This window comes from Streptomyces sp. NPDC017529, assembly GCF_044329785.1.
Lineage (GTDB): Bacteria > Actinomycetota > Actinomycetes > Streptomycetales > Streptomycetaceae > Streptomyces.
The window spans coordinates 1-20,925 of record NZ_JBIRJY010000018.1; the positions used below are offsets into that span (position 1 = coordinate 1).

General features: G+C 68.2%; 27 protein-coding genes. 22 read left to right on the forward strand and 5 right to left on the reverse strand.

Annotated elements, in window-relative coordinates; translation table 11 throughout:
* Positions 1-460: 460 nt before the first annotated feature.
* From ACH4K4_RS31040 to ACH4K4_RS31060, 5 genes are all read right to left on the reverse strand, one after another.
* Positions 461-910: an NUDIX domain-containing protein gene (locus ACH4K4_RS31040; protein WP_398171825.1), complete on the reverse strand. Its 450-nt coding sequence runs from the start codon at positions 908-910 to the stop codon at positions 461-463.
* Positions 911-1,003: 93 nt separating this feature from the next.
* On the reverse strand, positions 1,004-2,128 hold the full coding sequence (locus ACH4K4_RS31045; RefSeq protein ID WP_398171826.1) for a DNA glycosylase AlkZ-like family protein: 1,125 nt from the start codon (positions 2,126-2,128) through the stop codon (positions 1,004-1,006).
* 79 nt (positions 2,129-2,207) lie between these two features.
* Positions 2,208-3,545 (reverse strand): B12-binding domain-containing radical SAM protein, encoded by a 1,338-nt coding sequence (locus ACH4K4_RS31050; protein WP_398171827.1) that lies wholly within the window; start codon positions 3,543-3,545, stop codon positions 2,208-2,210.
* Between the two features lie 188 nt (positions 3,546-3,733).
* Positions 3,734-4,297: a GNAT family N-acetyltransferase gene (locus tag ACH4K4_RS31055; RefSeq protein ID WP_398171828.1), complete on the reverse strand. Its 564-nt coding sequence runs from the start codon at positions 4,295-4,297 to the stop codon at positions 3,734-3,736.
* Between the two features lie 22 nt (positions 4,298-4,319).
* Entirely contained in the window at positions 4,320-5,555 is a 1,236-nt protein-coding gene (locus tag ACH4K4_RS31060; protein ID WP_398171829.1) for a hypothetical protein, read from the reverse strand.
* Positions 5,556-6,037: 482 nt separating this feature from the next.
* On the opposite strand from ACH4K4_RS31060, the gene ACH4K4_RS31065 reads away from it, so the two are divergent.
* The 22 genes from ACH4K4_RS31065 to ACH4K4_RS31170 all read left to right on the forward strand — a co-directional run bounded on the left by ACH4K4_RS31065 (position 6,038) and on the right by ACH4K4_RS31170 (position 20,883).
* On the forward strand, positions 6,038-6,733 hold the full coding sequence (locus ACH4K4_RS31065) for a hypothetical protein (RefSeq protein ID WP_398171830.1): 696 nt from the start codon (positions 6,038-6,040) through the stop codon (positions 6,731-6,733).
* 361 nt (positions 6,734-7,094) lie between these two features.
* Complete coding sequence (locus tag ACH4K4_RS31070; protein WP_398171831.1) at positions 7,095-7,958, forward strand: hypothetical protein; 864 nt, start codon at positions 7,095-7,097, stop codon at positions 7,956-7,958.
* 52 nt (positions 7,959-8,010) lie between these two features.
* Positions 8,011-8,748, forward strand: coding sequence for a hypothetical protein (locus ACH4K4_RS31075; RefSeq protein WP_398171832.1), 738 nt, complete (start codon positions 8,011-8,013; stop codon positions 8,746-8,748).
* Entirely contained in the window at positions 8,745-9,236 is a 492-nt protein-coding gene (locus ACH4K4_RS31080) for a LuxR C-terminal-related transcriptional regulator (RefSeq protein ID WP_398171833.1), read from the forward strand. Before ACH4K4_RS31075 ends, ACH4K4_RS31080 begins: the two co-directional genes overlap by 4 nt.
* A gap of 86 nt (positions 9,237-9,322) precedes the next feature.
* The gene (locus tag ACH4K4_RS31085; RefSeq protein ID WP_280526775.1) at positions 9,323-9,457 is read left to right on the forward strand and encodes a hypothetical protein; all 135 of its coding nucleotides are present in this window, start codon (positions 9,323-9,325) and stop codon (positions 9,455-9,457) included.
* 29 nt (positions 9,458-9,486) lie between these two features.
* Positions 9,487-9,693, forward strand: a complete 207-nt coding sequence (locus ACH4K4_RS31090) for a DUF5999 family protein (protein WP_398171834.1) — start codon at positions 9,487-9,489, stop codon at positions 9,691-9,693.
* A gap of 92 nt (positions 9,694-9,785) precedes the next feature.
* Positions 9,786-10,517, forward strand: coding sequence for a hypothetical protein (locus tag ACH4K4_RS31095; protein ID WP_398171835.1), 732 nt, complete (start codon positions 9,786-9,788; stop codon positions 10,515-10,517).
* Positions 10,518-10,818: 301 nt separating this feature from the next.
* Complete coding sequence (locus tag ACH4K4_RS31100; protein WP_398171836.1) at positions 10,819-11,394, forward strand: hypothetical protein; 576 nt, start codon at positions 10,819-10,821, stop codon at positions 11,392-11,394.
* Between the two features lie 159 nt (positions 11,395-11,553).
* Entirely contained in the window at positions 11,554-11,892 is a 339-nt protein-coding gene (locus ACH4K4_RS31105; protein WP_398171837.1) for a hypothetical protein, read from the forward strand.
* A gap of 68 nt (positions 11,893-11,960) precedes the next feature.
* Complete coding sequence (locus ACH4K4_RS31110) at positions 11,961-13,049, forward strand: AAA family ATPase (protein WP_398171838.1); 1,089 nt, start codon at positions 11,961-11,963, stop codon at positions 13,047-13,049.
* 70 nt (positions 13,050-13,119) lie between these two features.
* Complete coding sequence (locus ACH4K4_RS31115) at positions 13,120-14,268, forward strand: hypothetical protein (protein WP_398171839.1); 1,149 nt, start codon at positions 13,120-13,122, stop codon at positions 14,266-14,268.
* 90 nt (positions 14,269-14,358) lie between these two features.
* Positions 14,359-15,219, forward strand: a complete 861-nt coding sequence (locus tag ACH4K4_RS31120; RefSeq protein WP_398171840.1) for a hypothetical protein — start codon at positions 14,359-14,361, stop codon at positions 15,217-15,219.
* Positions 15,220-15,519: 300 nt separating this feature from the next.
* Positions 15,520-16,011, forward strand: a complete 492-nt coding sequence (locus tag ACH4K4_RS31125) for a hypothetical protein (RefSeq protein WP_398171841.1) — start codon at positions 15,520-15,522, stop codon at positions 16,009-16,011.
* 626 nt (positions 16,012-16,637) lie between these two features.
* The gene (locus ACH4K4_RS31130) at positions 16,638-16,982 is read left to right on the forward strand and encodes a hypothetical protein (protein ID WP_359130557.1); all 345 of its coding nucleotides are present in this window, start codon (positions 16,638-16,640) and stop codon (positions 16,980-16,982) included.
* Positions 16,983-17,059: 77 nt separating this feature from the next.
* Entirely contained in the window at positions 17,060-17,365 is a 306-nt protein-coding gene (locus ACH4K4_RS31135; protein ID WP_398171842.1) for a hypothetical protein, read from the forward strand.
* A 65-nt stretch (positions 17,366-17,430) separates the two neighbouring features.
* Positions 17,431-17,754 carry a hypothetical protein gene (locus ACH4K4_RS31140; protein WP_398171843.1) on the forward strand — a complete coding sequence of 108 codons (324 nt, stop codon included), beginning with the start codon at positions 17,431-17,433 and terminating at the stop codon, positions 17,752-17,754.
* Positions 17,755-17,780: 26 nt separating this feature from the next.
* Positions 17,781-18,203, forward strand: coding sequence for a hypothetical protein (locus ACH4K4_RS31145; RefSeq protein WP_398171844.1), 423 nt, complete (start codon positions 17,781-17,783; stop codon positions 18,201-18,203).
* Positions 18,200-18,679, forward strand: a complete 480-nt coding sequence (locus tag ACH4K4_RS31150) for a hypothetical protein (protein ID WP_398171845.1) — start codon at positions 18,200-18,202, stop codon at positions 18,677-18,679. The genes ACH4K4_RS31145 and ACH4K4_RS31150 overlap by 4 nt, the downstream gene beginning before the upstream one ends.
* 111 nt (positions 18,680-18,790) lie before the next feature.
* Complete coding sequence (locus ACH4K4_RS31155; RefSeq protein ID WP_398171846.1) at positions 18,791-19,309, forward strand: hypothetical protein; 519 nt, start codon at positions 18,791-18,793, stop codon at positions 19,307-19,309.
* 20 nt (positions 19,310-19,329) lie between these two features.
* The gene (locus ACH4K4_RS31160) at positions 19,330-19,800 is read left to right on the forward strand and encodes a hypothetical protein (protein WP_398171847.1); all 471 of its coding nucleotides are present in this window, start codon (positions 19,330-19,332) and stop codon (positions 19,798-19,800) included.
* Between the two features lie 305 nt (positions 19,801-20,105).
* On the forward strand, positions 20,106-20,321 hold the full coding sequence (locus ACH4K4_RS31165; protein WP_398171848.1) for a hypothetical protein: 216 nt from the start codon (positions 20,106-20,108) through the stop codon (positions 20,319-20,321).
* Positions 20,322-20,439: 118 nt separating this feature from the next.
* Positions 20,440-20,883: a hypothetical protein gene (locus ACH4K4_RS31170; protein WP_398171849.1), complete on the forward strand. Its 444-nt coding sequence runs from the start codon at positions 20,440-20,442 to the stop codon at positions 20,881-20,883.
* The last annotated feature ends 42 nt before the right edge of the window (positions 20,884-20,925 follow it).

The following is a 20,925-nucleotide window of genomic DNA, read 5'->3' on the forward strand; positions in this document are numbered from 1 at the left end:
GCCGGTCACGGCACCCGGCAAGCTCCTCCGGAGTCATCCCCCCAGCGAACTACCAACCGAAATCCCTGACCAGCCACCTAACAAAGTCCTACTAGTTGCTTGCATAACGGGCAGGTGTCGTCCTGGGCCCTGAGGATCGCGTTGACGCGCGGGCGAGACAGGTTGTGTCTGCGGTACTGCCTGTTGGCGTTGAGACACTGTGGACACGTCTTCCCTTTGGCCCCTTCATCGACCCGCCAGAACTTGTCGGCACACACCGCGCACGGTTCGAGGCTCTCGACCCATTCGTAGAACTCTTCGTCGGTTTCCCAATCCACAGGCGGAGGGTAGTGGGAGCCACTGACACTCAACGGCGGTGCGGCGTCCTGGCGGGACGCAGCGGTGGGCTCGGTTCCAGGCCGGCCCCGCCCTTCGCCAGCTAAAGCCCGGCCCGAAGCAAGGTGGGGGTCAAAGGCTGCAGCTACCAACCGTACTTGCTACTGAAGCGGCCGGTGGAGATGTGTTTCAGGGCGGCTGCGTGGTAGGGCACCGTGTGGTTCGGCGGCTCACTGATTGGAAACCAAGAGATGCCGCCACACTTGTCGGGCTCAGCGTTGTACGGTTCGCCGTCCCAGGAGTGGGCGCGGTAGAAGATGCCGAAGCGGGGGTCTTCTCCGGGGGCGCGGTGGTCGATGACGTGGGCGAGTTCGAGGTGTTCCGGGTCGACGCGTACGCCGATCTCTTCCCATCCCTCGCGGACGGTGCCGTGGTCGGTGGGTTCGTCTGCTTCGAGGTGGCCGGAGGGGACCTGCCATTGCCCGGAGGCATATCCGCCTTGGCGCAGGCTGAGCAGGACCCGGTTGTGGCGGATCAGCAGGAGGTGGACGTCGATGATCCGGCGGTGGCGCGGGACAGTGAGGGGTGCGGTCACGGTGAGGGCGTTTCTCGTGAGTCCGGTGAAGCCACCGATTATGGCGTGCGCGCGCGGGCTCGCCGAGTCTTTTGCGCCCTTCGGGGGAACAGGTCAGCCGGGCTCGGTGCGCAGGAAGGCTTCTGCCTGGTCGAGGCGGTGGCGGACTTCGCGCATCACTGAGCGTGTGAGCCGCGCGAGGAGGCTGTGCTGCACGGTGCGGGTCTTCTTGTCCCAGTTCCAGGTTCCGACGATCCGGCCGGCGAGGGTGATGACGGCGCGGACTTCGCCGATCGGGTTGAACACCTGGGCGTCTTGAGCAGCGTCGCGGTAGCGGTCGCGGGTGGCGAAGTATCCCTTCAAGCTGGGGTCTTCGAAGGCGAGCAGCCGTAGGTGATCCGCCGGTAGGGGCGACGCGCCACGGATGTGATCGATGTCCTCAGTGAGGGCGAGGAGTTCGCCGGGCAGACCTTCGACGCGCACGGGCGTGATGACGGGGCGCAGGATGGCCAGAGCCGGGGTGATCTCGGCTTGGCTGAGTCCCGTCCACCACAGCAGATCGGCGGTGGAGGCCGGTGCGTAGGCGTGGAGGTAGTGGCTGATGAGGCGGACGGTCGCGGCCGTGATGTCTGGGTGGGTGAGGCGGGTTGCCGGGTGGGCGTGCTCGATCAGTGCAAACTCGCGGTGTTCGCGGTGCAGGGAGGGAGAGGCGTTGCGGCAGGTGATCTGACCGGACTCCCAGGCCCACTTGATGCCTAGCCGTACCGCTTCGACCGCCGGTAGGGACTGGGCCTTGAGCATCCGGTCTTGCAGGTCGTGGTAGGCGAGCGGCCCGCCGGCCAGTGCTTCTTGGCACTGGGTGCTCGTTCTTTCCAGGTCCTTGCGGCTCAGGCCGTGGCGGCGGGCGGTGGCCAGGGTGGCGCCGAGGCGGAGGCGCAGCGTGGCGGTGTGGGCGTCGGATACGTAACCATGGGGCCACAGGTGCAGGGTGCGGCGGACGCAGCGGACTTTGATCAGGGTGCCGTGGGGTGAGAGGGCGCTGCGCAGGTCCTCGGCGCGGAACTCGGGCAGGCGGGTGTGGGCGGTGACGTAGGGGGTCAGCAGCCGGGCGGCGTGCAGGCCCGCCTGGGCGGTGGCGAGCGCGGCCAGGTCGGCGGGGCCGGGCTGGGGGCCCCAGCCGTGTCGGTTGGCGATCGCTGCTCGTTCGACGGCCGCCGGCAGCGTCAAGGTGGAGTGCACTGCGGATGCTCCTCTTGGGCTCGTCGGGGCGCCGGTGGCTACGGTGCCGTCGGGAGCATCCGAGCGTAGCGGGGAGCGATCAGGCGGGGGCGGCGCTTGTCGGGAGTTGGTGCCGGTCGGGCCACAGCTCGTCGACCATGGCGGCAAGCTGCTCGTAGCCGGCTTGCACTTCGGCGAACTGCTCCTCGGTGCCCCACCAGTGCGTGTCGTTGTGGTGGATGTGGTACTGCCCCCAGTCGCCGTTCCAGCCGGGCTGGCTGCTGGTGCCGTGCAGGTCGAATTCTTCGGGGTGGTCGTAGACGTAGGTGCCCGGCAGCGGCACGAAGCGGAACAGGGAGACCCGGTCGATGTCCGGGGCGATCTCGGTTAACAGGTCCATCGTTTCGGCTGTGGTGTGCCGGTCCTCGCCGGGGAAGCCGTGGATGAGGAACAGCTTGACGTTGATGCCCGCGGCGCGGCTGCCGCGTACGGCGCGGTGGATGTGTTCGGCGGTGATCTTCTTGCGCATCGCCTTGAGGATCTTGGGGCTGCCGGACTCCATGCCGTACTTGATCTCCATGCAGCCGGAGGCGGCCATGTCGGCGAGCAGCGGCTCATCGACGGTGTCCACGCGGGACAGGGCCGACCATTTGAGGCCGAGGCCGGTGATGTGGGTGCAGATGTCGCGGACCTTGTTCTTGTTGACGATGAAGTTGTCGTCGACGATGGCGAAGCCTTCGATGCCGTACCGGTCGATCATGTGCAGCAGTTCCTGGCGTGCGCTGGTGCCCGAGCGGTACTGGATGCGGGTTTGGGCGGCTGCGCAGAAGCGGCAGGGGAAGGGGCAGCCGCGGCTGAACATGACATGGGCCATGCGCAGGTCCGTGGTGCTGAGCCGGTCGCTCATGACGAGGTCGGCCTCGGGGAGCAGGTGCCGGGCCGGCAGCGGGAGCTGGTCGATGCTCTTGAGCAGCGTGCGTGGCCGGGTGCGGTGCGGGGCGCCGCCGCGCAGGTAGCAGACGCCGTCGATGTCCTCGAAGCGGCGGTCGGTGGCGTGGGTGAGCAGGTGGAGGAAGGTCTCTTCGCCTTCGCCGATGCCGACCGCGTCCGGTTCGATGTCCAGCAGGGTCTGCTCGGGGTAGAAGTTCGGGTGCACACCGCCGGCCAGGATCAGCGGATCGCTGCCGTAGTGGCTGTCGCGGCGGCAGTCGCGGATGACGCCGTAGGTGGCCGAGGAGGGGATGGTGAAGGCCACCGCTTCGAAGCCGGTGAAGTCGCGTACGTGGTCGCCGTCGGCGACCTTGAAGACGGTGACCTCATGTCCGGCCCGCTCGGCGACGGCGGCGAGGTAGAGCACGCCGAAGGGCGGGAATTCCCGCCGGTTCTCCTTGAAGCGCGCCAGGTCGAGGACTTCCGGATAGACCAGTGCTACACGCATGTTCCCTCCGCGGTTGGCGGGCGGGTGGGTTCGGGCCCCGTCAGCAGGTGAACGGGGCGGGGCCGGGCCGAGCGCGTGGTCGGCCGGCTCTTCTCGAATCGCGCGTGATGCTGTCGTACTGGTGGTGTGCGGCGGCTGCCGCTCGCCGAGCGGCGCCGTAAGCCCAAGGTGGTGGTGCTGGTGCCCGTCTACTGGGTGTCGGTGCGGGCCTGCCATTCGTCCTGGAGGATCGCGTACGTGATGGAGTCACGCCACGCTTCCCGGACGTGGACGTGCCCGCGGATGCGCCCTTCTTCGACCATGCCGGCCGCGAGGAGGGTCTTGGCGGACGCCTCGTTGCGCGGGGCCCGTGCCGCCCACACGCGGTGGAGGCCGAGTTCGGTGAAGGCCAGGTCGAGGGTCAGCCGTACGGTCTCCCGGCCGTAGCCGACACCCCAGGCATCAGGCCGCAGGGCGAAGCCCATGGTGGCGGCCTTCTGCTGGTGGGGGTCGGTGGCCAGGCGGGTGACGCCGATGAGGCCGCCGTCGTCCCCCTGCGTGACGACGGCGAGTACGTACTCCTGGCGTGGGCTGGCCGTTGCGGCGGCAATGCCGCGGGCGACGATTCCGCCCACCTCATCGCGCGTGCGCGGGGTGAAGCTGAGGTGTTCGGTGGCCGCCGGGCTACCGTAGATGGCGTGCACGGCGTCCACGTCGTCGATGGTCAGCTCGCGCAGTGCGAGTCGGGTGCTGTGGCAGGCGACCGGGTACATGACCGCGGATGCTACTCGCCGATCATCGGGGCAGCGCGAGGGGGCGCTGCCGCCCGTACATTTCGATCTCTTCGCACAGTTCGCGTGCGGCTACGGAGTCGCGTCCGTACCCGGTGTTCAGCTGGCCCGCGACGCGGTTGACGGAGTGGATGATGCCCGCGTTGCGCTGGCGCACGGGCAGGTCGAGAACGGGTCGGACGGCTTCCACGGCGCCGTCCACCTCGGCGGTGTACAGCCGGGCCAGGGCCAGGTTGGTCTGGGCGCCGGCGGCGTCACCGAAGGCCCAGTGCGGGTCGGTGGGGTCGCTGTAGCCGTGGACCGTCTCCTCGGCCTGCGCCACGAGCCTGGCATCCCCGTGGCCCAGGAGCGCCTTGGCCTCGACCTCGTAGTAGTCCTGCCGGATCTTGGGGAACTCCAGGAGGCCGCCCAGGGCGTCGAGCTCGTCGGGCTCGCAGAACTCGCGCAGTTCGGTGGCGCGGCGGTTAGCCTGGCGGACGGCTTCCTGGTCACCGAGCAGGGCGGCTGCGCGGGCTTCCAGGCTGGCCGCCCATACGGTGACGCTGCCGCGCTGCCCCTGGGCAGTGGTTGCGGCTGAGCGTGCGAAGTGCAGGGCCCGGGTGGGCTCGCCCGCCCAGTAGGTGATCAGGGATTTCAGGCCCGCGACCCAGGCTTCCATCGGCGTGTGGTCGGCCTTGGTGGCACAGACGCTGGCGGCGCGGGCGTGCATCATGGCCGAGGTGGGGTCGCCTAGGTCGTGGCATGCCTTGGCGTACATGCCGCTGGTCAGCGCCGACAGCAGGTACAGGTCCCGGGTCTGGGACGGCCGGGCACGGCCGCCTTCCAGGAGGGTGAACGTTTGCTCTTGGGTCTCGGTGAGGTCGTCGAGGACTTCCGCGAGGGGTACGCGGGTGTACCGCGCGGCGAGGTCGCGTACGCGGTCTTGGACGTAGCCCATGGTCTCCTCTCCGATCTGCCCGCGTTCTGCTCCTATCGCGAATTCCATTGCTCGCCGTGCTGCCATGGCTGCTTGTCGTCCCATCTGTCGTAGGTGTGCGCCGTCGTCGGTGCTGGTGTTCGTCGGTGCCGTGCCGTGCTGTCCGACGGGAGGTAACTGGTCGGGGGCTTGGGCCCACAGCTCATCGATCGAGTAGCCGAACAGGTGGACCAGGACCCGCCGGGCGTCACCGCGTGGGGTGTGGGTGCCGTAGTACCACCGCTCGAAGGTGGCGTCGGACAGCGTCAGGCCCCTGAGTGTCACGTTGTCTTCTACGGCGGCGACTTCCTGCGCTGCCCGCTGGAATCGCGACCGGAACGCCGGAAACGCCTTCCACTCGCGTTGATCGATCAGCGCACGGAACAGCGTGTGCATCCTGTGCCTCATCCCCTCGGCTCAGCACTTGCCTTTCGACGGTAGGACTACCCCTTCCCAACTCCCGGCAAAAAGCGGCCGTTTCTGAACTGTGAGGCGGAAATGAGGAAACCACGCTCCACGACCTCGACGCAGTGAGGGAGATGTGAGGTCAGCGTGCGGATGGATCTGCGTTTGACCGGCCGACAGGCTCATACCGTCTCGCCGAGACGGCTCCCAAGGCAGGGACTTACCAGGGTTTCCGCTCGTAGTCGTCTACCGCATCGCCCTGTACGGCTACCGCCGACCCGGGCCGCTGGCGAGACGCCTGAGCAAGCACGCCCACCCCCGGGGTGATGCTTCCCCGGCCTGCGCCACGTATTGGAGCGCACATGTTGTCCCCCGCGAGCACCACGGTTCGACCCGACGAAGGCGCGCATCCGACCAGACAGGTGGAGGCGGCTCGTTCGTTATTGGCAGGTCATTCCCTTTGGAATGCCGACCAGTTACGACGCGCCGTCGCCTGCCTGAAGGCCGGACGGGACGCTGACGTCCTAGCGGTCGCTGCACAGGCAGCCGATGCGGTGTTGGTGAAGGATGCGCCGTTGCTGCCGGACGCCGAGGTGCGTCGGCGCATCGTCGGCCTCAAACGGCACCTCCACGCCGTGACCAGCCTCCTGAACAACCGGGTCAGTGAGGATTCGCCGCAGGTCTTGCGGCTGCTCCTCAAGCGCGCCGAGCTCGTGCAGCAGGAGACGCCGGCCGGGCCGATGGGCCCGACGGTGCACATGCTGCATCTGGCCGAAGCGATCCAGCAGCAGGTGCGCTACCTGCGGGCGGGCCCCGACGCCTTGAACCGCTGCCCGGCCCCGCCCGCCGCCGTCACCGCGCGCCTGCCCCGGCACCGCACCGGGCCGGTCACCCCCCGGCCCCCGGCACCGCCCCGGGCCCACCGCCGGCGCGCGGGCTGTGCGCGCCGCGCCGCCGGGCTGCTGCGGCGGCACCCGGGCGCGGCCGTGCTGACGGCCGTGGTGTGTCTGCCGTCTCTGTACGGCCTGGGCGAGTTGGTCACCGTCCTGCGTGCTTGACGCCGGCCGGATCTCCGGCCTCTAGTGCAGCCCCTTCGCCGGGCCCCGTGGTCCATGCCTGCCCCGGCGAAGGGGCCCACCCCATCCGTTCCCTCGCCTCGAAAGAAGACATGACTTCCCACCTGCTTACGGCTAGGCGGCTAGCCGTTCCTACGGCTAGGCGGCTAGCCGTTCCTACGGCTAGGCGCCTAGCCACCCCCGTCCTGTTGTGGTCGGCGTGCCGCCCGGTGCCAGCCCGGCAGTACCTCGGGCGGGTGCGTATAGAGCGCACCCCCGCCGGGACGATATCCGTGCCGCTCTACGCCAGCGCACCCCTGCCCTCCACCGCCCCGGGGCCCCTTCGCACTCCAGGGGACGCGTCGTGAGCGGCATCGAAGTGAACGTCCGCGATGAAACCGGCTGGTCCGGCAGGCTGGCCCGGCTGGTGCGGCAGGTGCTGGCTGAGGCGGCGCCGCGGCTGGAGGAGATCACCGGCCTGGCCACGCCCACGGTCACCTTCCGGCTGGTGACGCCCCGCGTCTGGCGGAAGGAGGTGGTGGCCTACGTCGAGCGCGGCGTGCAGCAAGCGTTCGCCGGTTCCGAGGTCTACGAGCGGGAGCGGGAAGAAGCCGCGCAGAAAGTGGCGTCCTGGCGCAGGAAGGCGGCGTGGACCTGGCCGCTGCAGGAAGGCATGACGCTGACCGATCCGGGCGGGCGCCCGCAGACGCTCATCGCGCCGCGGGCTTTGCACCACACCGGGCTACGGCCTGATCGCCTGGCCCTGCACCGGTTTCTGGTGCACGAGTGTGTTCATCACGGGCAGATCCTCACCAGTCAGGGCGCGGTCGTACCGCCCCGCCTGTCGGTGCGCCGCTACGCCTGCGACGACCGGGCGGTGCCCGCCTTGTTCGAGGGGCACGCCGAATGGGCCGAACGCCGCTACACCAGCGAGACATTCGGCGGGCCGCCGGCCGCGAACGTCTTACGTCGCTCGTGGCGCTACCGGCTGCACCTGCGGATCATCCGCGAGCAGGACCGCCGAGCACAGCAACACACCACGACCGCGGCGGAACCGCCTGGGGCTGCCCTGGACCCCCGGGACGACGGGGCGCGGTTCGTCGCCGCGGCCATGGCCGGAGTCGGTGACATCGCGCGGTTCAACAAGGTCTGGCACGACCTGAGCCTGGTGCCGACCGCCGAAGAAATCCACCAGCCCGAGGCGTGGCTGCAACGCGTCGGCCTGTGAACCCGCACGCCTTGAGCCCCGTACTCCTTCAAGGACAGAGAACGAGCCGCCCATGACCATCCCGGCAATCGCACCAGCAGCACCAGACACCGGCGTTCCCTGGCCGCCGGGCCTCGTCCCGTACGTCACCCGCTGGAGCGCCGAGCACGAACTCCCCTCCGCCGTCGTGCCCGCCCGTGGCGGGGGCGGGATCGCCTTCGCGGATGAGCAGCTGCACGACCGGGACCGGCACGGTGTGCTGTGGGTCCGGCGCCAGGTGCACCAGGGCGGCGGGAGCCCATTGTTCTCCAAGGTGCACTCGGTGCGGCAGCGGTACGCGATGCGGCGCCTGCGCTGCCAGGCGTGCCGCCAGCCGGCCGACCGCAATGAGCAGGGGCTCTTGTGGCTGCTGGAAGACGGCCGCGCCGACCGGCCGGACTGGCCGGAAGGGGAGCTGACTGCCCACCCGCCCGTCTGCCGTGGCGGCTGCGTGGAGAAGGTCACCGAGCAGTGCCCGCACCTGCGGGACAACTGGGTCACCGTGCGCGTGCGCGAACCGCTCCTCGACGGCATCTTCGGACGGCTCTACCTCCCCGGCCGGCCCCTGCCCGTCCCGGCTACAGGGGTGACCCGGCTCTACGACGCCCCGGACGTGCGCTGGGTGCTGGCGTCCCAGCTCGTGGCCACCCTGGCCGACTGCACCATCGAGTCGGCCTGGGCTCAGCGCCCCTCCCCCACCACTGGCACGCGTCCCGGGCCCGCGCCGTCACGCACCGGTGTCCGACACGCTCGAAGGAGAAGGAGCCGATGACTCCGCCCCCGGTCGATCCCGCGCACGTCACTGCCCGGGAGAAGCAGCTGCTCACCCTCGTTGCGCAAGGCAAGTCCAACAAGCAAATCGCCGACGTGCTCTGCGTGGCCCCGACGAGCGTACGCACCTACCTGATCACGCTGCGCCACAAGCTCGGCGTCCGGGGGCACCGGGCGACGCTGGCCCGCGTCGCCTTCCGCCTCCGGTACGTGCATCCCGGCACGGCCGAAGGCGAGGCCCCCGCGCTGACCCGCGACGAACAGGGGCTGTTGCGGGACGTGGCCGACGGCCTGACGTTGAACGAGATCGCTGCCAAGAACGGCGAGAGCTACGACCAGGCCAAGGTCGGCGTAGCCCGGTTGCTCAGCAAGCTGGGGGCCGACGACCGCATAGAGGCGATGCGCATCTGCGAGCAGCACGGCCTCCTCAACGAGGACGCCGACGGCTGCGGTCCGCCCCGCACCGTCCGGCCCGAGAAGGCCGCCTGAGACAGCCGCTCGGTGCACCGGAGCGATCCTCCCTGGCCCACCGAGCGGCACCCACTTCCCCGTACACCACCACCCCTAGGAACACGATGCCCGAGCAGAACACCAGCGACCAGGACAACCAGAACGAGGACCAGGACCTCCCGTCGAAGGGGCTGGGCTGCATCGGCTGCGGCACCACCGAAGGCCACTGCACGGACCCCAACCGGCACGGCCTGATGTAACGGCCGCCTCCGTCGTGAGAGGACTGCTCATGTGTCAGCACCAGCCGCCCTGCCCGTCGGCCGAGGCAGCCGACCGGGACGCCGCCCACTTGGTCGCATCCCACCCGGAACAGGGCTGGAGCCTGTTGTGCAACGGTGTCGTGCACTTCGAGGACACCGGAGACCTGTTGCCCGACGGCCAAGTCATCCGCCCGTGCCGCCCGGGCCGCCGTGAAGTGGCAGGCAGTGTGACGTGACCTACCTCCTCAATCCCCGTTCGCGGCTTGTGGACGGAACAGTCTGGGAACCGTGCGAAGCACCCGCGGCTGCCCTAAGGGCCCCGCACACCATGGACGTGTCTCCGGCGATCAAGGGTGCTTTCTCGGGTATTCACCGCATCGATACCTGGTTCGGTGCCTGTCTTCTGCGGGCACTGGCCATGCACCTGATCGTCGCCGGCACCTGGAGGCATTCGGCCGAGCGCGGGCTGTACTGCGTGCGTGACCGCAGCGCGAAGCATGGGCTGTGCCATCAGATGGTGGTGGGGGCGACCGGGCTGCGCGCGTTCGAGTACCGCACCGGTCACAGGGCGGCGCGGTGCGGCCTTGCGGTGAACCCGCCGCCGGAGGGAGCGCGGTCGTGGCTTCCTCCGGCGCGCGGGGAATTGCCGCCTGCTGACAGCATCGTTCCGTGGCGCTACCTGTTGTCGTTCAGTTCGTCGCTGCCAGTGCGGATGAATGAAGACATGGTGAGCACCTACGTTCGGCTCGTCGGCGGCGGGAACTCCTCCGTGTCGATCGCCGATGCCTACGTGGCCACGGCGCATCGCGCGGCCGCTGCCGCTCGGCTAGCTCCCGACCAGGCGGGGCGCTACGAGGTCAGCGACGGTGACGGTCTCTTGTGGCAAGTGCTGGTCGACCGTCGCATTCACGAGAAGCCTCTCGTCAGGGGCGTCCGGCTTTCGGTGGGGCGGTTCAGGAAGCCCGTTCGGCGTATGCGCGCTCCGGGTGTTCCCTTCCGAGTGGGGGTCGCTGGTCGCCCGCCGCTTGTGGAAGGTCTCGAAGCGCAGCGGACGTGTTGATGGAGCCGGTGCTCGGCGCGAAACGCGAAGGCCCCGGTCCGTGGACTCGGGGCCTTCGCTACACCTCTTGGAAAGGGTGCTGCCAGACTAACAGTGCGCGATGACAGCCAGTCCAACCGCTCAGCGGCCCGGCGGGCTGCGACCGATGGTTCCTCTGAGGCTGGCCGGGTGCCCAAGGGATGGGCATGGTCCGTGTCGCCTGCATGTCTCCACTTTGAGCCCATGCGCCGGGGGCTCCGCAAGCAGGACCACACGTTAAGCGTATTCTGCTACTCCTGTGCCGGGTGGAGAGGAGACCGTTGTGGCGAAGCCGCTGCTGTTTGGCCGTAAAGAGATCGCGCGGGTGTACAACATCGCGCCGACAGCGGTCAGTGACCGCTGGGTGCCGGCGGGGATTTTGACGTACGAGGATGCGGCGATTGTCTCCGGCAAGCCGTTTTGGCCGGGTGGCCTCGTCGTAGATGTTGCGTTGCCACCCGGAGGCAAGGGCCGCCAGTTGGATGAGGGTCTGCTGGAGAAGGTGGTGGAGGAGCAGCAGGCGACTTCGCGCCCTAAGAAGAAGGGGGAGCTTCCTCCTTTGGTGGGGACGCAGGAGTATGGAGAGTTGTTCGGGGTCGGCGAGGTGGCCGCCGCCCAGGCAGCGACTCGGAGCACGGGGATGCTGCCGCCAGCGGACTACGTGCTTTCGGGCTCGCGCTTGTGGCTCCTGGAGACGGTGCTCGACGCCGCCGATGTGACGATGCAGAAGTCTCGAAAGTCGACTTGGCAGCTTCGGCAGGATGTGGCGGACGCGTTGCGGGCGGGGCGGTACGACGGGCCGGGTTCGTTCATCGCGAAGCGTGGCGTGGCCGCGAAGAAGGCGCTGCAGGAGCGGTAGGCAAAAGCAGGTGGCGGCGTCTGGTCGGGCGCCGCCACTGTTCCCGGAGTTGACCCCCACCCCAGGCATAGTAGAATTTATTCGACGAAGGAGGGGTGCGTTTGATCAGGCGCGCCCCATGCCGCAAAATAGGCCGCAGCTTTTGAACGGAGGGGAAGTATGGTTCCCGAACAGCTGGAACTGCCTGTTGCGCCCTTGCGGCACCCCAAGGCACTCGGCAGCGCCAGCATCCAGGATCGCTTCGAGTCGTTTCACCAGCTCAACCCGTGGATCTTGGACCAGTTGGAGGCGCTGACCTCCGACTGCGTCCAGCAAGGGATCGAACGCGTGGGCATCGGCATGCTGTTTGAGGTTCTGCGCTGGCAGTACGGCAGGGCGACCCGCGGCGAGCCATGGAAGCTGAACAACGACTACCGCTCCAGGTACGTGCGCAAGCTGATCGACCTGCACCCTGAGTGGGCACGCCTTTTCGAACTGCGGGGCCTTCGTACGGCCTGAAAATAGGCCGCCTCTTTTGATTCCTCTTGGACTGGAGCTACCGCATGAGCACCCCTACCGTTCCGAAGTTGCGCACCCGCAAGCCGACGGGCGCTATCCCTTGGCCGAAGATCTTGCTTGAAGGTGAAGAGAAGGCGGGCAAGAGCTTTCTGGCCGCTTCCTTCACCGGCTGCGACCGCACCGGTCAGGCGTACTGGCTGGAGCTCGGCGAGGACACCGCCGACGAATACGCCGCCGTGCCAGGGGCCGACTACCTGCTGATCGAGCACAACGGCACCTACCGCGACATCCTCGGCCAGATCGAAGCCGTGCACGCCGAAGCCAAGCGCGCCGCCTCCGCAGGCGAGCCCCCCGTCGTGCTGGTGATCGACTCGGTATCCCTGCTGTGGCGGATGCTCGTGAACTGGACGCAGGACCGCGGCCGGCGCAGCAAGACCGGGCAGAAGAAGCTGCGCTTCGACCCCGACGCGGAGATCAAGCCGGGCATGAACCTGTGGAACGACGCCACCGAACGATGGAACCGGGTGATGTACCTGGTTCGCACCATGCCCGGCATCGTGCTCCTCCTGGCGCGCGGCAAGGAAGTCCAGGCCGTCGACGGCGCGGGAGAACCCATACCGAACACGAAGACGTGGCGCGTCGAGGGCCAGAAGTCGCTGGCGTTCGACGCCACCGTGTGGGTGCGGCTGCTACGCGGAGACGATCACGCCTACGTGGTGGGCGCCCGCTCCCTGAAGTTCCAGGTCCCCCGCGAGGGCAAGCCCAAGGCGATGCCGAACTTCTCGGTCGAGTCGCTGGTGTTCGATCTCATGGGCTGCGGCCCCCACTCGGCGCCGCGCCAGGCCCCGCAGTTGACCGGGGACCTGGCTCAGCCGTGGATCACGGAAGTGGAGGAGACGGCCGAGAAGCACGGGATTCCGGGGCTCCAGAAGCTGTGGAAGAAGGTCGGGGCGGATAAGTCCTTGAGTCGGGACGAGGTCAATGTGGTCCGTCATGCGATCACCCAGCAGGTAGCGGCGTTGAAGAACCCGCCGAAGATCGAAGATCCGACCAGCGACGCGGCCAGGCTACGAGCTGCGGCCCTCGCCGAGCAGGACGAACAGGGCGAACCGGAGCCGGATCCGTTCGATGAGGCCCCCTACGCCCCCGCCGCCTGATCTTCCCTGTCTCGTTTCACGCTGGGCCCGCTCGTGCGGGCGGGCTCGGCGTGCCCTCTTGGAGAACCGCGTGACTGCAACACTGACCGAGCCCGCCCCGGTGTCGATCTGGGATGCCGCTACCGCCGTCGACGCCCGGCGCCCCCGGTCACAGCAACGACAGCTCGGCGCGTCCGACACCGTGTGCCAGCGCCGTGCCGGATACGTCGTACACCAGGTGCCGCCCACGGATGCGCCGGACAAGAAGGCCGCGATCCTCGGTACCTATATCCACGCCGGGCTGCTGGAGTCTGCTCGCACCGAGTACGGCTGGCTGGTGGAACGCACGGTCGCTGATGACCGGATCCGCGGGCACATCGACGTCGTACAGTTGGATGCCGCGACGGCCGCTCGGCTGCCGAAGCGGCACCGGCCTATCCAGCCGGCCGAGGTTCTGACGGTCGAGGACGTGAAGACGAAGTCGAGTCGCGTGTGGGACCGCGTCGTGCGGTACGGACCGACGGCTGCCGAGGTACGGCAGGTCCTGCTGTACGCCGATCTGCTGCGCACGGTCGGGTTCGCGGATGTGCCGGGGCAGCGGTACCTGCACCGGATAGGGCCGGTGGACGTGCAGCGGATCCGCTTTCGCTTCGTGTGTCGGGATACCGGCGAAGAACACATCGACGAGTTCGACTTCGATCCGTGGCTGGCGGACGAGGCCCGGTGGTGGGTGGACCGGGTGCTGGAAGCGGACACTCCCGAGGAACTGTCTCGTGATCACGATGGTCCGGGCTTGCCGACGAAGACGCTGTGCGATTTCTGCCCATGGGCGTCGGCGTGCTGGCCAGGGGCGGCTCCGGGCAGCCCGGTGCAGACGGTCTTGGTACACGATGACGAGGACCGGGCGGCTGCGCTGGCTGAGTACGTGCGCCACCGTGAGCGGGAGAGCGCGTCCCGGAAGCGCAAGGAAGTGCTTCGGGCGATGCTCGACGACTCGCCGGAGGGCGCCTACGGGGACAACACGCTGCGCTGGGGCGGTGGCAACCCGAAGGAGGAGCCCGACCTGGAGGCGCTCGTTGACCAGTTCGAGAACGCCGGTCTGACGGTGCCGCTGGTTCCTGACGTGAGCGCCATGGTGGCCGTAGCCCGTCGCGCCGGCGTGGCAGTGCCGATGCGTAACGCGGCAGGGCGGACGACTCCGCGCAGCATCAACGTCACGCGCACCTCAAGACGCCCCTGACGCCCTCTTCAGCGGCCCCGCACGAACGTGCGGGGCCCGCCTTTCCCCTTTGATCCTTTTGAGCCCTGTGCTGCCTTGGAGGCATGTTCCGTGACCATTCTGCGCCGACACCTGACCTCTGGGTTCACGGTGATGCCCAACGCGGCGGTGAACGATGAGCGGCTGAGTTTCCGGGCGCGGGGCATCCTGACGTGGCTGATATCGAAGCCGGACAACTGGGAAGTGCGGATCACGGCGATCGCGGCCGCGGGGAAAGAGGGCCGGGAGGCCGTGGCGGAGGCGGTGCGGGAGCTGAAGAGGCTCGGTTACTACCGGGTGGTGACCGACCGGGGTCCGGGTGGGCGGCTCTCACGCTTCACCGAGGTGTACGACACGGCGCAGGACTGGGCCGCTGAAGAGTACGAGCGGCTGGAGGCACGACGGTTGTCCAGGAAGCTGTCCAAGAAGCTGGAGTCCGAGGCGCAGTGCCCGTCGGGGACCGAAGACGGGTTTCCGGGGGTCGGTGCACCGGGGGTCGGTGCACCGGAGGCGGGTGCGTCGGGGGTTCTAAGTAGTAACCACAACCAACACCTTCAGAAAGAACTCCCCCCTACCCCCGCGGCTGTCGCCGCAGGGGGGCCAGTACCCACGGACGACGATGATCCAGTGGCCGCGGTGAAGGAGGCGCCGGGTCGGGCGTGTGCTGCTCATCCGGATGCTCCGGGGCGTTCGTGCCGAGGGTGCGGGACGAGTCCGCGCGCCCAGCGCGAGGCGGAGAAACGGGCAGAGAGGGAGCGGGTCAAACGGGCTGAGCGGTTGGCGAACGAGGACATGTTGGCGGAGGTTCGGCGCCGGCCGGGCGGGGACGGCTTGTCGGAGGTGGCCCGGCGCCGGATCGAAGAGATGCGTAGGGCGCGGCAGCAGGTGGTGGACCAGGGCTCTGGTGCGGGGGTGACATCGACCATGAAATAGGCCGTCGTTTATTATTCCGGTTGCACTGCTAGCCGACCGATTGACCACACCTAATACGAGCCTCACCCGATAAGGCCCAGCAAGCGCCAACCAGCCTTGCACCGCGAGCCCACACCGCACCCGAGGGGGTGCAACGCCAAAGCGAACGCTCAACCAGGCCACTTAATAGGCCGCTACTTTATAGAAGGGAGAGGCGTGGTGGACGCCTTCGTAACCGCATCGGACACCCCACGAGAGTGGGCCGACCTGAAGACAGAGCCCTCCGGAACCACGGCGGAGCTGAGGGACGAAGACCGACAGATGGCCGTACACGGGTTCTTCGCCCCGGCCGAGCTGCTGGAGTTCGTCGATCTCACCGACGCCAGCGCGCGCACCGCGTGGGCGGTACGCCACTTCAGGCTGCCGACAGCTCCCCGCCGGATACGGCGCGTGGAAGGCGAGCCTGACGCCGGGGCCTCAACCCGCTGGACCCCCGACCCGGCCGGGTTCACGTACGAGGTGCAAGCACCTTCGGGCACCCGCGCCGGACGCCTGTCGTGGACAGAAGTGCATGTCCAGGCCACCGAGCGACTGACCCCCGTGCGCTATGGAGCCCTGCGCCAAGCGGTCGAGGTCGAGCAGGCTCATGCGGCCGCATATACGACATGCCCCCTTCCGTACCGGACGGCCGAAGCGTGGAACGAGCTCTTCTACCGCTCGTGGTCGCGCCGTTCGGCCGCTCTGTCTCTGCGCTCAACGGCCGCGCTGAACGCCATCGTGCCCGCCGCCGTGGCCCACCCGTCCCTCTTCTGACGCCGCGAGGAATTTCCGTGATCACCCCCACCAAGCCGTCTACCTGGATCGACCTCGTACCGTGCGCCGCCAAGGATGGCTATGTGCCCGACGCTTCGCAGGTCGACTCGCCCAGCGACCTCATCGCCGCAAGCACTCCACTGATGCAGAACTGTGCGGACTCCTGCCCGTTCATCTCCCGGTGCTACGAGCGGGTGCGCCCGGAAGCCGGGCGGTTCGACGGCGTGTGCGCAGCCCGCGTGTGGATCAACGGAAGGGTGGTCGCGAAGGCCGAGGGCGCTCCGGCATTGGGCAAGCTCCCGTCCCGCGCGGGGAGTTGCGGCACTAGCGGAGGGGTGGCCGGGCACGGGCGAGTGGGGGAGCCTTTGTGTGGGGAGTGCCGGGAGGTGGCACTGCGCGCGCAGGTGCGCTCCGCCGGCCCAGCGAGCATCCGCAAGCGGTCACGAGGCAAGAGTTCCGTCGCGTCGGCCGCATGATCGAAGCGCGCGGCGGGTGAGGTACACACCCGGACGAGCCGCCTCTCCAGGCGCTGGGCTCGATCGTCCGTAATTGACACCCCTACTAAGCATAGTAGAATTTAGCTGTAACAGGGAGGGGAAACCCGCCTGATGAACGAAAGGACCCCCGTGAACGCGCCTACGCCCGACCCGCTGACCGTCCTGGCCACCGCCACCGACTACGGCCTCACCGAGCGCCAGGCCGAAGCCGCGCTCCTGCTGGCCGCGAACTACCTGGTCGACACCTGGCAGTTGCACGCAGACGCGATCGGCCAGGACCGCGCCGACGGATCGGCCATGGAGCGATGGGCCGAGCAATTCACTCCCTGTCAGCGCCGGGCCGTACTTGAAGAGTCCATCACCGTCGTCCTCGCCGCCGGCGCCGATTCCTCCCAGGTGCCCGGGTGCTCGTTCTCCGCCCCCCGGCTGCCCCGCGTCATGCGCACCAGTCGGCCCCGCGTGCACATCCGCTGACGACCACTGGCACGCAACGGCCCGCCCCGGCCGGGGCGGGCCGCGTCATACCCACTCGCCCGAAAGGAGAGGCAGACATGGGCTCCGTCGACTTCTACATCACCGCCTCCGGCCCCACCCTCGAAGCCGCCTTCAAGCAGGCACGCGAGGACGCCGCCGGGGAGCACGGCCACGGTGGCTACACCGGAACGATCGCCGAGAAACACGAGGTCACGCTCATCCATACGGTCCCGCTCACCGAAGACGACGCCATGAAGCACGCGTACGGCCTGATCGACATATGCGACCCGCGCGTGGACGACAAGTGGGGCCCGGCCGGGGCTCTGCCCATCCGTGCGGATGGTGAAAGCACCTGGCTCCTCTTCGGCTGGGCCTCCTACTGACACACCGCCGCTGGTTGCACCCGCAGCCGGCGGCCCGACACCTCTTGGAAGGACTTCACGCCCTGATGCTGCATAGACGCCTGCCGCTGCTGGCGGTTGCCGACGTGATCAGCAGTCTCGACCTGAATTCGCGGCAGGTCCGCCGCGCCACCACAGCCATGGAGCACATCGTGCAGCGGGCCTTCGCGCGGCGCACCAGCGCCAAACGCCACCTCAATTACGAAGAGTTCGCGGACACCGTGCCCGAATGCCACTGGACGCTGATGTTCGAAGTCTGCGCACTCATCCACCTCGAACGTTTCGCGGAGGCGTACGCACTGACCAGCGCAGCGCAAGCCCTTCACCCTTCCCCGGCGCCGACCGCTTCCCCGGCACTGAAGCACCGCTAATTGACCGAGCCGAAGAGGAATTACTCGTGACCGACCACGCATCCCTGCACCGCACCCTGATAACCACTTCCCGTTTCCTGGCTGATTTCTCTCACCCGGATCCGCACCTCGTGCTTGCCAACCACCGTGCCCTACTGCACTTGTGGGGACAGCTCTCCCCCACCCGCCGATGCCGGTTGCTGCTGGTGGCCTCATGGGCGGCACGCAACACTCAGGCCGTGCGGGGGACGTTCCACGAGGACCGCTTCGCCCACGAACTGATCGATGCCACGCGCAAGTGGACAGCCGACAAACCGGGCGGCTCCCTGGAACAGTTCTGCGACGGGGTGCATCCCGCCTTCCTTGCCTGCACCTGGCTGACCTGCAAGGCGAACAACGCGCTGTCCCTGCTGGTCTTCCTGTCCCTGGCCGTACTGCTGTCCGCGGGCGGCTCCGGGAGGCAGATGTGAAACCCGGCGACCCCGCCTGGTTGCGTTACGCCGATGGCCGCCACGTTCTCGACGCCGAGGGCCTGCCCGTGGCCTTCGAGATCACGGCCGTCGACGCACTCGCCGCCAGTACCTGGTACCGACTGACCACCGATCACCCAACTGCCAACGAGATCTTCAGCGGCTGGTACACCCGCCACCGCGTCACCCCTGTTTCGAGGCGGGGCACCGAGACCCCCCACAAGGGCCGCAAGCGATGGTCGAGAGACGACTTCCAGCGCGGTGACTTCGCGAAGTACCGCGGCACTTGGTACGAGGTGCTGCGGGTCAACAACCGGTCGGTGACGATCCCGCACCTTCACCTCCACGCCAGCGGTGGCGTCGTGCGGGCCGAGGATGTCCGGCCCGGCTGGACATGGACGGCGCCGTACGACGGACTCGCCGGCCGCATGCCTGCGGAGGGGATACGACAGCGCCAGAAGGCACCCGCCTCCTAGTTCCGTAACGGTGCGTAGTTGACCCACCCCGTAACGATAGTAGAATTTAGTTAACGGGTGAGGGGGCGCCACACTCCCTCACCCTTCACCACCTCAAGGAGACACCTGACCGTGCAGCTCGACATACATCCCGGCAATACCCGGCAGGGCAACCGCACCCTCGACCTCTACCTGGCCGCCCTCGCCCCCACGCCGCGCAACTTGATCTCGGCCATCGTCGCCTTCGCCCGCATCGACGAACTCGGCTGGGCCGCCCGCTCCGGCTACCCCGGCTCCGATGTCCAGTGGCCCGTCCAGTGCATGGTCTGCGGCTGGCAGGGCGAACGTTTCTACAGCCACCTGCGGCGCGCCAAGCCCCTCAAGCGCCACCAGAAGTGCGCACCCGTGTCCGACCACGCCCGAGCCCTCAGCGCCCTGAACTCGAACGCGGCGAGCACCTGCCCGTGCCGCACCCCTCACCCCACCAGGGAAGAAGACGTGGCCCGTCTGATCAAAATCGCCGACCACGCCTGGCGCGAGTCCGACACCCGCCGCCTCCTGGCCGCACTCAAGCACCTCCTCGACCCATGCCCCGCTACGGCGTCGCGCGCCGCAGCCGCCAAGGCGTACGCCACCACAGCCCAGAAGTGACCGGAACGGAAAGAGAACAGATGACCGCCCCGTACAAGCCCGGTGACCGCGTCTGCTTGGCGTACGACGCCCATGACGGCCCCGCCATCGTCTACAACCGCTTCGTGATCGAGGTCGGCCCCCGCGAGGAGTACGGCCACCGCGTATGGATCGACCTGCCGGAGGACGCCGTCGGCGGAACCATCGGCGCTTACCACACCAGCATCGCCAACTTCACCTTGATGGACATCCCTCTCCACCTCCAATCCCCTCTTCAGATCGTCGCCAACACTCACTGGCACGCCGACCACGCTGCCCCCGGATCGACACGCCCGACATGGCCACGCGGGCGCAACCATGCGCGCGTGGACGTTCCGCTTACCGACGACGAGCGGGAGAAGCACGCGGCGTTCGCTGCCCTCTACTCCGAGCACTGGATACGGCACGACCCCGCCGGCTTCGGCCTGTGGCTGTCACGCAAAGTCTCCGAAGCGTGGGGAGATGATCGATGAGGCAACCATTCCGGGAGTCCGAGCCGTCCCTCGGTGCGTGGCGCGTCGTCTTCCACGAGCCCACCCGCGACAGCGGCACTTCGTCGTACTTGCTGTCCTCCCGTACGGCCAGCACCGAAGCAGCCGCCAAGGCCATCGCGAGCCGGTGGCACCGAACGGCAGCCGCAGGTACAGCTGGGCAGCACCTCACTCAGATGGTGATCTGCGAGGTGACCTTCAGACCCGGCGCCTCGTGCCGGGGGTGCGCCTTGGCCTGGGCGGCTCATGCAGACGCTGGCATCGCCGAGCCGTCGGAGCTCCGGCTGATGATCGAGGAGTACGAAGCGAAAGTGGTCGGATTTGGCAATTCCGTGGCTGACGTGATCGCCTCCGCCAGCCCCGAAGGGGCCTGGGACGTGGAGCCCTACCGGGATACGTTCGGCCGGGTGAACTGGGCGGACGTTCGAGCCGATATCGGCAAGGCGGCGATGAGTACATTGCGGCAGACGCCCTACGGGCTGCTCTGGCTCGACCAGGGCTGACTACTGGGCTCGATCATTTGACCACACCGCCATCCATAGTAGAAGACGCATTACGTGGATGATCCTGTCACAGTGGCCCGCCTGATTCGGCGGGCCACCGCCCGATTGGAGAAACGCCATGCCTGACAGTGCCAGCGATCTCCGCGCGGGGAAGGCTCCGGCCCGTGCGACGATCACCGATCCGCCCTCGCTCGCCGCGCGCACTCCGGTACGGATGGAGCGCGCACGCCTGATAACGGTCGCCGCGGATGCCCGGCCAGCTGCGCGAGGGCGGTACGGGACTTGGCGCATGTGCATTCGCCGGCCCGAGGACGGCCTTGCGGAATGGCACTACTTGTTCTCCACGAAGCGCGCTCCTACGTTCAGCCAGGCCCACTGCTTGGCGTACGAGCTGCACTCCGATCTCATGGAGCGGCAGGGGCGGCCGCCGCTCGGCAAGGGTGTGGCGCTCGACGCCTGGACGTTCACCCCGGCCGTGCGATCGCGTGAGCGCGCGGTGACGCGGGCCGCCCTGATGGATTCGGCGGAGGCGGATCCGGACTTCAGCTGGTTAGCGCATTGACCCCACCCATACACATAGTAGAATTTAGCTATGAGGTTGAGG

Excerpts from the sequence above, each read along its gene's own strand:
- ACH4K4_RS31105 (WP_398171837.1), top strand. The coding sequence starts at position 11,554 with ATGGTTCCCGAACAGCTGGAACTGCCTGTTGCGCCCTTGCGGCACCCC.
- ACH4K4_RS31055 (WP_398171828.1), bottom strand. The coding sequence starts at position 4,297 with ATGTACCCGGTCGCCTGCCACAGCACCCGACTCGCACTGCGCGAGCTG.
- ACH4K4_RS31140 (WP_398171843.1), top strand. The coding sequence starts at position 17,431 with ATGCTGCATAGACGCCTGCCGCTGCTGGCGGTTGCCGACGTGATCAGC.
- ACH4K4_RS31065 (WP_398171830.1), top strand. The coding sequence starts at position 6,038 with ATGTTGTCCCCCGCGAGCACCACGGTTCGACCCGACGAAGGCGCGCAT.
- ACH4K4_RS31080 (WP_398171833.1), top strand. The coding sequence starts at position 8,745 with ATGACTCCGCCCCCGGTCGATCCCGCGCACGTCACTGCCCGGGAGAAG.
- ACH4K4_RS31125 (WP_398171841.1), top strand. The coding sequence starts at position 15,520 with ATGGCCGTACACGGGTTCTTCGCCCCGGCCGAGCTGCTGGAGTTCGTC.
- ACH4K4_RS31090 (WP_398171834.1), top strand. The coding sequence starts at position 9,487 with ATGTGTCAGCACCAGCCGCCCTGCCCGTCGGCCGAGGCAGCCGACCGG.
- ACH4K4_RS31135 (WP_398171842.1), top strand. The coding sequence starts at position 17,060 with ATGGGCTCCGTCGACTTCTACATCACCGCCTCCGGCCCCACCCTCGAA.
- ACH4K4_RS31160 (WP_398171847.1), top strand. The coding sequence starts at position 19,330 with ATGACCGCCCCGTACAAGCCCGGTGACCGCGTCTGCTTGGCGTACGAC.
- ACH4K4_RS31050 (WP_398171827.1), bottom strand. The coding sequence starts at position 3,545 with ATGCGTGTAGCACTGGTCTATCCGGAAGTCCTCGACCTGGCGCGCTTC.
- ACH4K4_RS31095 (WP_398171835.1), top strand. The coding sequence starts at position 9,786 with ATGGACGTGTCTCCGGCGATCAAGGGTGCTTTCTCGGGTATTCACCGC.
- ACH4K4_RS31165 (WP_398171848.1), top strand. The coding sequence starts at position 20,106 with ATGATCGAGGAGTACGAAGCGAAAGTGGTCGGATTTGGCAATTCCGTG.
- ACH4K4_RS31085 (WP_280526775.1), top strand. The coding sequence starts at position 9,323 with ATGCCCGAGCAGAACACCAGCGACCAGGACAACCAGAACGAGGACCAG.
- ACH4K4_RS31170 (WP_398171849.1), top strand. The coding sequence starts at position 20,440 with ATGCCTGACAGTGCCAGCGATCTCCGCGCGGGGAAGGCTCCGGCCCGT.
- ACH4K4_RS31075 (WP_398171832.1), top strand. The coding sequence starts at position 8,011 with ATGACCATCCCGGCAATCGCACCAGCAGCACCAGACACCGGCGTTCCC.